1 protein-coding gene (only partly in view) is annotated in these 13,294 nt (G+C 72.5%); it reads left to right on the forward strand.

Going from position 1 to position 13,294, the window contains the following annotated elements:
* Positions 1-13,195 carry the final stretch of a non-ribosomal peptide synthase/polyketide synthase gene (locus JYA75_RS13460; protein WP_203330100.1) on the forward strand. It extends 16,349 nt beyond the left edge of the window, so only the last 13,195 of its 29,544 coding nucleotides appear in the window; the start codon falls outside the window, past its left edge; it ends in the stop codon at positions 13,193-13,195.
* The last annotated feature ends 99 nt before the right edge of the window (positions 13,196-13,294 follow it).

Raw genomic sequence — 13,294 nt, forward strand, 5'->3', positions numbered from 1 at the left:
GCTCGACGAGGACTCGTCCCGGCTCGCGCGGCTGCTGGTCGAGCGCGGCGTAGGCCCCGAGAACATCGTCGCCGTGGCGTTCCCGCGCTCCTACGACATGGTCCGTGCGGTGTGGGCGGTGGCGAAGGCCGGCGCCGCACACGTGCCGGTCGATCCGTCGTACCCGCCGGAGCGCGTGCGCTACATGCTCTCCGATTCCCGTGCGGCCCTGGGTATCACGGGAACCGCACACCGGGCCGGCCTGCCCGACGACGCCGAGTGGCTGGTCGTCGACGATCCCGGTCTCGCACCGGACGTCGCGGCCCGCTCGTCGGCACCGATCACCGACGCCGACCGTGTCCGGCCGCTGCGCCCGCAGCACCCTGCCTACCTGATCTACACGTCGGGTTCGACGGGCCGGCCCAAGGGCGTCGTGGTCACCCACACCGGCCTCGGTGGGCTGCTGGACACGATCATCGACCTGTACGGCCTGACGTCCCGCTCGCGGTTCCTGCACATCATGTCGCCGAGCTTCGACCCGTCGGTGATGGAGTGGATCGCGGCGTTCTCCCAGGGCGCGACGCTGGTCGTCGTGCCGTCGACGATCATCGGCGGCCCCGACCTCGCGGAACTGTTCCGCACCGAACGCCCCACCCACACGATCATCACCCCCGCGGTGATCGGCACCGTCGACCCCGAGGGCCTCGACAGCCTCGAGGTGGTCGTGGTCGGTGGTGAGGCCCTGCCGCCGGAGCTGGTGAACCGGTGGGCGCCCGGCCGCACGCTGCTCAACGGCTACGGTCCGACCGAGGCGACGGTCATCTCCACCTATGCGCACGTGCGGCCCGGGGATCCGATCACGATCGGCGGCCCCGTGCGCGGCACGACCGCCCTCGTCCTCGACTCGCGGCTGCGGCCCGTCCCCGTGGGTGTCGCGGGTGAGCTGTACCTGTCGGGTGCCGCCCTCGCCCGCGGCTACCACCGGCGCACGGTGCTCACCTCGGAACGGTTCGTCGCCGATCCGTTCACGGCGGACGGCGCGCGGATGTACCGCACCGGCGACATGGTGCGCTGGCGCGTCATGGACGACGACCGGCTCGAACTCGAGTTCGTCGGGCGCAGCGACTTCCAGGTCAAGGTGCGCGGTTTCCGCATCGAACTCGGCGAGATCGACTCGGCGTTGACGTCCCACGAGACCGTGGAGTTCGCGGCCACGCTGGGCCGCACGACGCCCTCCGGCGGCACCGTGCTCGTCTCCTACGTGCTGCCGAAGGCGGGCGCGACGATCGACACCGCCGCGCTGACCGAGTTCGTCGGCCGCTCGCTGCCGACGCACATGGTGCCCTCCGCGCTCGTCGTGCTCGACAAGATCCCGCTGACCCCCGTCGGCAAGCTCGATCGCGACGCGCTGCCCGAACCGGAGCTCGAGGAGCGCGAATTCCGGGCCGCGAGCAATGATCTCGAGGAGATCATCGCCGAGGTGTTCGCCGAGGTGCTGCGCCTCGACCGGGTCGGCGTCGACGAGTCGTTCTTCGCGCTCGGGGGCGACAGCATCGTCTCCATCCAGCTGGTCTCGCGCGCCAAGGCCCGCGGCGTCGTGTTCACGCCGCGTGACGTGTTCGAGCGCCGGTCCGTCGCCGGTCTCGCCGAGGTCGCGACCCGCACCACCGCGGGCGAGGGCCCCGGCGGTCTGAAGGAACTGCCCGGCGGCGGCGTCGGCGAGGTGCCGCTCACGCCGATCATGCGCGAGGTGCTCGGCTGGGGTGGCGGGTTCGACCGCTTCTCCCAGTCCGTGGCGGTGACGCTGCCGAAGGACATCGACCGGGACGTGCTGGTGCGCACCATCGGCGCCGTCGTCGACCACCACGACGCGCTGCGGTCGATCCTCGAGCACGACGCCGACGGCGCCCCCGTGCTGCGGGTGCGTGCCGCGGACACGGTCGACGCCGACGAACTCGTCACCCGCGTCGAGGTGCCCGCCGACATCGACGCCGCCGCGCTCACCGCGGTCGCGTCGCGCGAGCTCGACGCCGCGCTCGACCGGCTCGCGCCCACCGAGGGACGGGTGCTGCGGTTCGTGTGGTTCGACTTCGGACCCGGCGAACGCCCCGGCGTGCTGCTCGTCGTCGCCCACCATCTCGTGGTCGACGGCGTCTCCTGGCGAATCCTGCTGCCCGACCTCGCCGTCGCGTGGGGCCAGGTGGCGGCGGGACAGGACGTCGCGCTGCCGCCGGTCGGCACGTCGCTGCGCCGCTGGGCCCACGGTCTGGTGGACGCCGCGCGCGCGCCCGAACGCCGGGCGGAGCTGGAGCTGTGGCGGTCGGTGCTCGACGGGCCGGACCCGCTGCTCGGCGGCCGCGCGTTCGACCCGGCGGTCGACGTCGCGTCGACCGTGCAGCGTCTCGACGTGAACATCCCCGCGGCCGACACCGAGGCGCTGCTGACCGCGGTGCCCGCGCTGTTCCACGGCAGCGTCAACGACGGGCTCATCGCCGCGCTCGGCCTGGCGCTGACCCGGTGGCGGCGCGACCGCGGCGTCGACGCGACGTCCGCGCTGCTGAAGTTCGAGGGTCACGGCCGCGAGGAGTCGGTCGTGCCGGGTGCGGACCTGTCCCGCACCGTCGGCTGGTTCACCAGCGCGCATCCCGTGCGGGTGGACCTGACCGGCATCGACGTCGACGACGCCTTCGCCGGCGGCACCGCCATGGGATCCGCCGTCAAGGCCGTCAAGGAACAGCTCCTGGCGATCCCGGACAAGGGCATGGGCTACGGCCTGCTGCGCCACCTCGATCCGGTCGGCTCGCAGATCCTGTCCGCATACACCACCCAGCCGCAGGTGAGCTTCAACTACCTCGGCCGGGTGTCCGCCGCGGACGTGCCCGAGGAACTCGCCGCGATCGGCTGGGTTCCGACGGACGCGCTCGGTGGGGTCGACGCCGCCCTCGACGCGGACATGCCCGCCAACGCCGTCGTCGACATCAACGCGATCGTGTCCGACGGTGCGGACGGACCGCAGCTCGCGGCCGGATTCGCCTTCCCGACCGGCCTTCTCGGCCCGGACGAGATCGAGTCCCTCGCCGCCTACTGGGTGGACGCGCTCGCGGCGCTGGCCCGGTACGCGAGCGAGCCCGGCGCCGGCGGCCTGACCCCGTCGGACGTGCCGCTCGTGTCGGTGACCCAGCAGGACCTCGAGGCGTGGGAGGCGCGCTTCCCGTCGGCGACCGACGTATGGCCGCTGTCCCCGCTGCAGTCGGGCCTGCTGTTCCACGCCCTCATGGACGAATCCAGCGTGGACGTCTACACGATCCAGGCCGTGCTCGACCTCGACGGCGTGGTCGATCCGCAGCGGCTGCGCGGTGCGGCGCAGGCGCTGCTCGACCGGTACCCGAACCTGCGGACGGTGTTCGTCACCGACGCCGCCGGTGCCCCGGTGCAGGTGGTGCTCTCCGACGTGCGGGTGCCGTGGCGTGAGGCCGACCTGTCGCAGCTCGTCGCCGCCGAGGGCGTGCGCGCGACGGTCCCGTTCTGGCGGGAGGAGCAGGCGCGCCGGTTCGCGATGGACGAGGCGCCGCTGATCCGGTTCGTCCTCGCGTCGCTCGGCGACGGCCGCTACCAGCTCGGCGTGACCGTGCATCACATCCTCATCGACGGCTGGTCGATGCCGCTGCTGATGCAGGACATGATGATGCTGTACGCCACCCGCGGGGATGCGTCGCCGCTGCCGCGGGCCCGCTCCTACCGGTCGTTCCTGGCGTGGGTCGCCGAGCGTGACCTCGACGCCTCCCGCGCCACGTGGGCCCGGGTGCTCGACGGGTTCGAGGAGCCGACGCTGCTCGCTCCGGCGACCGACCGGCACCCCGGCGCCGAGGGCGCCGACCGCGTGCGGCTGCTGCTCGACGACGCCCGCACGGCCGAGATCGCCTCGGCCGCGGCCCGGCTCGGCGTCACCGTCAACACCCTCGTCCAGGCGGCGTGGGGCGTGCTGCTCGGCCGGTCGACCGGACGCGACGACGTCGTCTTCGGCGCCACCGTGTCGGGCCGGCCGGCGGACCTGCCCGGCGTGGAGTCGATGGTGGGCCTGTTCATCAACACCCTGCCGGTGCGGGTGACGTTCGATCCGCAGGAGCCGATCGAGCGGTTCCTGCAGCGCCTGCAGCAGGAGCAGGCCGAGTTGCTCGAACACCATCATCTGGGTCTCACCGAGATCCAGCGGGTCGCCGGGCCGACCGTGGCGTTCGACACCCTCACGGTGTTCGAGTCCTACCCGCTCGACGAGAAGGGCCTGGCCGACCAGGCGGCGTCGATCGACGGCATGTCGGTCACCGGCGTCGGCACGAACGACGCCACCCACTACCCGCTGAGCCTGTTCATCCATGTCGGATCCGGCATGGAACTCGACCTGCGCTACCAGCGCAGGCTGTTCGACGTGCAGCAGGTCGAGACGCTGCTGTCGCGGTTCGTGCGGGTCCTCGAAGCGATCGCACAGCAGCCGGCGCTGCCCGTCGGCGACGTCGATCTGCTCGACGCGGCCGAACTCGAGCAGATCCTGCACGGGTGGAACGACTCGGACCACGCCCTCGACGGCACCGAACTGCTCCTGTCCCGGTTCGAGGCGCAGGCCCGGCGCACCCCGGATGCGGTGGCGCTGGCCTACGAAGGTGCCGAGCTGACGTACGCCGAATTCGGCGCCCGCGTCAATCGCCTCGCGCGGCACCTGATCTCGCAGGGGGTGGGGCCGGAGTCCCTGGTGGGCCTGGCGATCCGGCGGTCGTTCGACCTGCTGGTGGGCATGTACGCGATCGTCGAGGCCGGCGGCGCATGGGTGCCGATCGATCCGGATCACCCGGTCGACCGTGTCCGGCACATCCTCGACACGGCCGACCCGGTGTGCATCGTCACGACCGCCCGCGACGAGTTCACCGTTCCCGACGGGCTCACCGTCGACGCCGTCCTCGTCGACGAGCTGGATCTGTCGGCGGTCTCGGACGCGCCCGTCACCGACCGGGACCGGCGTGCGCCGCTGCGCCCGGACAACACGGCCTACGCCATCTTCACGTCCGGCTCGACCGGCCGGCCCAAGGGCGTCGCCGTCACGCACCGCGCCATCGTCAACCAGACGGCGTGGATGCTCGACGAGTTCGAGATGACGGCGCAGGACGTCTACCTGCAGAAGACGGCCACGACGTTCGACGTGTCGCTGTGGGGCTTCTTCATGCCGCTGAGCGTAGGGGCGAAGCTGGTCGTGGCGACACCCGACGGCCACCGCGACCCGGTGTACGTCGCGGACGTCATCGCCCGCGAGAAGGTGACGATCACCGACTTCGTACCGTCGATGCTCACGGTGTTCGCCGCCCACGTCGACCGGGAGTCGTGCGCCACGCTGCGGCACATCTTCGTGATCGGCGAGGCCCTGCCGCCGGAGACGATCGAGGGCGTGCGGCGCATCAGCACGGCCGCGATCGACAACCTCTACGGCCCGACCGAAGCGGCGGTGTCGGCCACCTTCTGGCAGGCGCCGGCCACCGGTCCGGTCGACGTGGTGCCGATCGGCGTCCCGGAGTGGAACGTGCGGGTGCTGGTCCTCGACGGCCGGCTGCGGCCGGTGCCGGTCGGGGTCCCGGGTGAGCTCTATCTGGCGGGCGTGCAGCTGGCCCGCGGCTACGTCCGCCGCCCGGACCTGACCTCCGACCGGTTCGTCGCGAACCCGTTCGGGGCGCCGGGGGAGCGGATGTATCGCACCGGCGACCTGGTCACCTGGAACGAAACCGGGGAACTCGAGTACATCGGCCGCACCGACTTCCAGGTGAAGTTCCGCGGTCAGCGCATCGAGCTCGGCGAGATCGAGACGGCGTTGCTGGCGCACGAGTCGGTGAACCAGGCCGCGGTGCTGGTGGTGCCGACCCCGACCGGCGACCAGCTCGCCGGCTATGTCGTTCCCGCGCCGGGCCACGAGGTGGACGCGGGCGAGGTGATCGCGTTCGTGACGCGGACGCTGCCGTCGTACATGGTGCCCGCGGCGATCGTGGTGCTCGCGGAGTTCCCGCTGAACACCTCGGGCAAGCTCGATCGCAAGGCGCTGCCCGCGCCGACGTTCGCCGCGCGGGAGTTCCGGGCCCCGACGACTCCGATCGAGGAGATCGTCGCGGGCATCTTCGCCGAGGTCCTCGGCGTGGACCGGGTCGGTCTCGACGACGACTTCTTCGCGCTCGGCGGTAACTCGCTGATCGCCACGCAGCTGGTGGCGCGCCTGGGTGCGGCGCTGGATTCGCGGGTGCCGGTGCGGGTGCTGTTCGACGCCTCGACGGTCGAGGCGCTCGCGGCGCACGTCGAGCAGCACGCCGGATCCGGCGGCTCCGTGCCACTGGTGGCCGGGCCGCGGCCGGAACGGGTGCCGCTCTCGCTCGCCCAGCAGCGCATGTGGTTCCTCAACCGCTTCGACCCGGAGTCGGCGGCCTACAACCTGCCGGTGGCGCTGCGGCTCTCGGGCCGGTTGAACGTCGCGGCGCTGCAGGACGCGATCCGGGACGTGTTCACCCGGCACGAAGTGCTGCGCACGGCGTACCCGGAGACCGACGACGGCGCGGTCCAGGTCGTGCTGCCGGTGACGGCGGTGGTCCCGGACCTGACACCGGTCGTCACCACCTGGGACGAGGTCGCCGATCGGATCCGCGAGCTGGCCTACACCGGCTTCGACGTGACGTCGGAGGCCCCGATCCGGGTGCGGTTGTTCGCCGTCGGCGAGGACGAGATGATCGTCGCCTTCGTCGTCCACCACATCTCGGCGGACGGCTCCTCGATGGGGCCGCTCACCCGCGATCTCGTGGCGGCGTACGTCGCCCGGTCGACCGGGAACGCTCCGGACTGGGCACCGCTGCCGGTGCAGTTCGCCGACTACGCCCTGTGGCAGCGGCGGGTGCTCGGCGACGAGAACGACCCGGCGTCGGTGGCCGCGAAGCAGGTGACGTACTGGAAGCAGGCCCTGGCGGATCTGCCGGACCAGCTGGATCTGCCGACCGACCGGCCGCGGCCGGTGGTGCAGTCCTTCGCGGGCGGGAAGATCGACTTCACGATCGACGCCGACCTGCACCGGCGACTGGTCGAGCTGGCGCGGGGCCGGGGGGCGACGCTGTTCATGGCCGTCCACGCCGCGTTCGCGGTGCTGCTCGCGCGGCTGTCGGGCACCGACGACATCGCGATCGGCACGCCGATCGCCGGCCGCGGTCAGCGTGAACTCGACGATCTGATCGGCATGTTCGTCAACACGCTGGTCTTCCGCACCCGGGTCGAGCCCGGCGAGTCCTTCGCCGACCTGCTCGACCAGGCGCGGGAGCGGGACCTGCAGGCCTTCGCGAACGCCGACGTGCCGTTCGAGCGGCTCGTGGAGGTGCTCAATCCGGAGCGGTCGACGGCGCGGCATCCGCTGTTCCAGGTGGGCCTGTCGTTCCAGAACCTCGCGACGACGAGCCTCGAGCTGCCGGGACTGACCGTCTCCGGTGTGGACGCGGACCTGCAGACCTCGCAGTTCGACCTGCATCTCGTGGTCACCGACCGGTACGCCGACGACGGCGCCCCCGAGGGGATCACGAGCGTGCTCACGTACGCCACGGATCTGTTCGACGAGCCGACCGTCGTGGTGTTCGCGGAGCGGTTCGTGCGGGTGCTCGAGGCGGTCGTGGCGGATCCGTCGGTGGCTCTGGGGGATATCGAGATTCTCGAGGTGGCCGAGCGGGTGCGGGTGCTCGAGGCGTGGAACGAGACCGCTCGTGCGGTCGGGGGGCCGGCGACGCTGGTGGATCTGTTCGACGAGCAGGTGCGGCGCGCTCCCGACGCGCCGGCGTTGGTGTTCGAGGGTGTGACGCTCACCTACGGCGAGTTCGATGCCCGGGTCAATCGTCTTGCGCGGCAGCTTGTTGCGCTGGGTGTGGGGCCGGAGTCGACGGTGGCGCTGGCGATGCGCCGGTCGGTCGAGTTGCTGGTGGGCATGTACGCCGTGGCCAAGGCCGGTGGTGCGTATGTGCCGGTGGATCCGGATCAGCCGGCGGAGCGGACCGGGTACATTCTCGAGGTCGCGGCTCCGGTGGTGGTGCTGACCACCGAGCGCGACGGCTTCGTGGTACCGGGACAGACGATCCCGACGCTCACTCTCGACACCCTCGACCTCGACGAACTGTCGGACGCTCCGGTCACCGATGCGGAGCGGCGGTCGCCGTTGCGGGCGTCGAACACGGCGTATGTGATCTTCACGTCGGGTTCGACGGGTCGGCCGAAGGGTGTGGCGGTGCCGCACGGGGCGATCGTGAACCAGTTGGTGTGGAAGCGGGCGGAGTACGCGCTCGGTGCCGACGATGCGGTGTTGCTCAAGACGGCGGCGACGTTCGATCTGTCGGTGTGGGAGTTCTGGTCGGCGCTGGTCTCCGGTGGCCGGTTGGTGATCGCCGCGCCGGACGGGCACCGCGACCCGGGCTATCTGAACGCCCTGACGGCGGAGCGGTCCGTGACCACCCTGCACGTGGTGCCGTCGATGCTCGAGACGCTCCTCGTCGACGGCGAGGACCGGCTCCCGGCGTCGGTGCGACGGGTGCTCGCGATCGGTGAGGCGTTGCCGGCGGCGACGGCGCGACGGTTCCTGGCGCACAACACGGCCCGGTTGGACAACCTGTACGGTCCGACCGAGGCCGCGGTGTCGGTGACCTTCCACGAGGTCGACGACGCCACCGGGGTGTCGGTGCCGATCGGTGTCCCGGAGTGGAATTCGCGGGTGTACGTGCTCGACGCGCGGCTGAATCCGGTCCCGGCCGGCGTGCCCGGTGAGCTGTACCTGGCGGGTGCGCAGCTGGCGCGCGGCTACCACGGCCGGGCGGATCTGACGGCGGAGCGGTTCGTCGCCTCGCCGTTCGGGGACGGCGAACGGCTCTACCGCACCGGTGACCTGGTGCGGTGGGATCCGGCGGGTCGCCTGGAGTACGTCGGACGCACGGACTTCCAGGTCAAGATTCGCGGTTTCCGCATCGAGCTCGGCGAGATCGAGGCCGCGCTGCGCGGCGTCGACGGTATCCGGGACGTGGCGGTGATCGTCCGCGAGGACGACCGGGTCGGACCGCAGGCGATCGCCTACGTGGTGCCGCAGCCCGGCGTCGTGCTCGACGTCGCCGACGTGAGCACGCAACTCGGGCGGGACCTGCCGTCGTACATGGTGCCGGCGGCGTTCGTGTTGCTCGAGGCGCTGCCGCTGAACGTCAACGGCAAGCTCGACCGCAAGGCGCTGCCGGCGCCGGTGTTCGAGGCCAGGGAGTTCCGGGCCCCGACCACCGTCACGGAGGAGGCCGTGGCGCGGGTGTTCGCCGAGGTGCTCGGTCTCGAACAGGTCGGTCTCGACGACGACTTCTTCGCCCTCGGCGGCGACAGCATCGTCTCGATCCAGCTGGTCTCGCGCGCGAAGGCCCGCGGGGTGGTGTTCACCCCGCGGGACGTGTTCGAACGCAAGACCGTCGCGGGTCTGGCGGAGGTCGCCACCCTCACCGGCGGTGGGGCGGGTGCACCCGCGGAACTGCCCGGTGGCGGTGTCGGCGACGTCCCGCTGACGCCGGCGATGCGTGACGCGCTCGACGCCGCCGGCCACGTCGAACGACTCGCCGTGGCCACGGCGGTGACCCTGCCCTCCGGCGTCGACCACGACGCCCTGGCCGGGGCAATCGGCGTGCTCGTCGACCATCACGACGCGCTGCGTGCGATCGTCGAGCACGACGCCGACGGCGCCGTCGCCCTGCGGGTGCGTGCCACCGGCACCGTCGACCCGGAAACCCTGCTGGCGCAGGCGGAACCGGAAACGGACGCGGCCGACGACGTGCGGGCCCGCGCCGAGCGGGCCCTCGGGGCGGCCGTCGAGCGACTCGACCCCGCCACGGGCCGGATGGTGCAGTTCGTCCGCATCGACGACGGGCGCGGCGAGACGCTGCTGATCGTCGCCCACCGTTTCGTGGCCGACGACGCGTCCTGGCGCATCCTGGTCGACGATCTGGCCGCCGCGTACGACGCCCTCGCGGCCGGACGCCCGGTGGTGCTGCCCCCGGTCGGTACCTCCCTGCGCCGCTGGGCGCACGGGCTGGTCGAGGCGGCCGGCCGGCCCGAGCGCCGCACGGAACTCGCACTGTGGCGCTCGATCCTCGACGGACCGGACTTCCCGATCGGGAACCGCCCGCTCGACCCGGCCGTCGATCTCGGCGCCACGGTCGAGCACGTGCGCGGCACCGTCCCCGCCGCGGACACGGAGGCGCTGCTCACCGCGGTGCCCGAGCGGTTCCACGGCACCGTCCGCGACGGTCTGGTCACCGCGCTCGGCCTCGCGCTGGTGCGGTGGCGCCGGGACCGGGGCATCGACGAGACGTCCACGCTGCTCGCGGTGGACGGGGACGGACGCGATGCGGCCGTGGTCCCCGGTGCCGACCTGTCCCGGACCGTCGGATGGTTCACCACCGTATTCCCGTTCCGTGCCGGGTTCGAGGGAATCGACCTCGACGACGCGTTCGCCGGGGGACCGGCGATGGGCGCCGCCGTCAAGGCGGTCAAGGAACAGCTGCGGGCCCTGCCCGACGGTGGTGCCGGCTTCGGTCTGCTGCGGCACCTCGACCCCGATTCCGCAGGGGAGCTCGGCGCTCCGCGGCCGCAGGTTGCGTTCCACTACGGCGAGCCGGTCCCGGGCGGTGCGTGGGCGCCGGCCGATGCGTTCGGCGACCTCACGGTCCGCCCCGCCGGCCTGCCCGTCACCGCGACGATCGACGTCGCGGCGACCGTGTCGTACCGCCCGGAGGGCCCGCAGCTCGAGGCGCGCTTCGGTTTCCCCGCCGGGGTGGTCGAGCGCTCGGAGATCGAGGAGCTGGCACAGCACTGGCATGAGGCCCTGGCTGCGCTGGCCCGCCACGTCCGCGAGCCGGGCGCCGGGGGCCTGACCCCGTCGGACGTGCCGCTCGTGTCGGTCGCTCAGCACGACCTCGACGTGTGGCAGTCGCGGTACCCGTCGGTGACCGACGCGTGGCCGCTGTCGCCGCTGCAGGCGGGTCTGCACTTCCACGCGCTCATGACCGAGGCGAGCGTGGACGTCTACACGATGCAGGCGGTGCTCGAACTCGGCGGTGCGGTCGATCCGGAGCGGCTGCGCGCCGCGGCGCAGGCGCTGCTGGACCGGTACCCGAACCTGCGGACGGTGTTCGTCACCGACAGCGGCGATCCCGTGCAGCTGGTGCTGGGTGACGTCGAGGTGCAGTGGCGGCACGAGCACCTCGGCGGCCTCGCCGAGGACGCCCGCGACGCCGAGCTGGCCCGCATCCTGCGCGACGAGCAGGTCCGGCGCTTCGACCTCGGCACCGCCCCGCTGATCCGGTTCCTGTTCGTCGACGTGGCCGAGGGCCGCTCGCTGCTCGCGGTGACGGTCCACCACATCCTGCTCGACGGCTGGTCCATGCCGGTCCTCATGCAGGACCTCATGGCGCTGTACGTCACGCACGGGGACACCACCGCGCTCCCGGCCGTCCGCTCCTACCGGGAGTTCCTCGAGTGGCTGGCGGAGCAGGACCGGGAGGCGTCGCTCGAGGTGTGGGCGAAGGCACTCGCCGGCGTCGAGGAGCCGACCGTCCTCGCCCCGTCGGTGCGGCATCCCGACGCGGACGCCATCTCCTCGGTGCACGTGGTGTTCGACGAGGAACGCGCCGCGGCGGTGACCGCCCTGGCCGCGAGCCTCGGGGTCACCGTGAACACCCTGGTGCAGGCGGCCTGGGCGGTGCTGCTCGGCCGGATCGTGGGACGCTCCGACGTGACCTTCGGCGCCACCGTGTCCGGCCGGCCGGCCGAGCTGCCCGGCGTCGAGTCGATGGTCGGCCTGTTCATCAACACCCTGCCGGTGCGGGTGGACACCGATGACGACGAGACCGTCGCGCAGCTGCTGCGCCGCGTGCAGGCACAGCAGGCGGAACTGCTCGGCCACCACTACCTGGGTCTGACCGAGATCCAGCAGCGGGCGGGCGGGCGGATCGGATTCGACACGCTGCTCGTGTTCGAGTCGTACCCGATCGACCGGGCCGCGCTGTCCTCCGCCGCCACGGACCTCGACGGCATGACCGTCACGGACGTCCGGCTCGATGACGCGACCCACTACCCGCTGACGCTGCTCACCCTCGCGCAGTCGGAGATCGTGTTCACCTTCAAGTACCTGGAGCGGTACTTCGACGAGACGGAGGTGACCGTGCTCTCGCAGCGGTTCGTGCGGGTCCTCGACGCCTTCGTGGCCGACGCCCAGGCGGCGGTGGGGGACATCGACCTCATGGACGCCGCGGAGCGGGCACACCTCGTCGCCGAGGCCGAGCCGGCGCAGGCTCCGGCCGCGAGCACCGGCCGCACGCTCGCCGCCGTGCTGGCCCACGTGGTCGAGGAGGATCCGGAAGCCCCGGCCGTGGCCGTCGACGGCACCGAGGTGCCGTACCGCGAGCTGGACGCGCGCTCGTCACGGCTGGCGCGGCTGCTCATCGCGCGCGGCATCGGCACCGGCGACGTCGTCGCCGTCGCCGTCCCGCGGTCGGTGCAGTCGGTGGTGGCGCAGTGGGCGGTCGCCAAGACCGGCGCGGCCCTGCTGATGGTCGATCCCGGCGGCCCGTTCGTCGGGGCGCCGGGCGCCGCAGGGGTGACGCTGGGCTTGACCGTGGCGGAACTCACCGCCGGCCTGCCCGGCACCGTCACGTGGCTGCCGCTCGACGACGAGCAGCTGCGCGCCGAGCAGGCGGGGCAGGCCGCACACCCCGTCTCGTACGCGGACCGGCTCCGGGTCGTCGGGTCCGAGAGCCCGGCCCTGGTCACCGCGACCCGCACGTTCACCCAGGCCGAGCTGATCGACCGGATCGGCGAGCTGCGCGAGCAGTACGGCCTGACCTACGAGTCGCGCAGCGCCGCGGTCGGGTCGACCGCGGCGGAGGCCGGTGCGCTCGAGCCGCTGCTGGTCACGGCCACCGGCGCGACGGTCGTCGTGGTGCCGGAGGGCGCCGACTCGGGGGAGGCACTCGACGCCGCCCTGTACGACGAGTGGGTCACCCATGCCCACCTGACCGCCGACGCGCTCGACACACTCGAACCCGGGGGGCTCGAGGATCTGGCGGTGGTGGTCGTGGTCGATCGGGCGCCGGAGGACCTGCTCGAGCGGTGGCGCACGGCCCATCGGGTCGTCGTCGCCTGAGGTCCGGCCCGCCGCGGTGAGGCTCCCCTTTTCGTCGGGGGAGCCTCACCGCGTCCGGTCCCGGCGGGGGCCCGAGGGTAACGTCGCGGGCGCATCGGT

The sequence above is a fragment of the Rhodococcus sp. PSBB066 genome (assembly GCF_017068255.1).
In the GTDB taxonomy this organism is placed as follows: Bacteria; Actinomycetota; Actinomycetes; order Mycobacteriales; family Mycobacteriaceae; genus Rhodococcus; species Rhodococcus aetherivorans.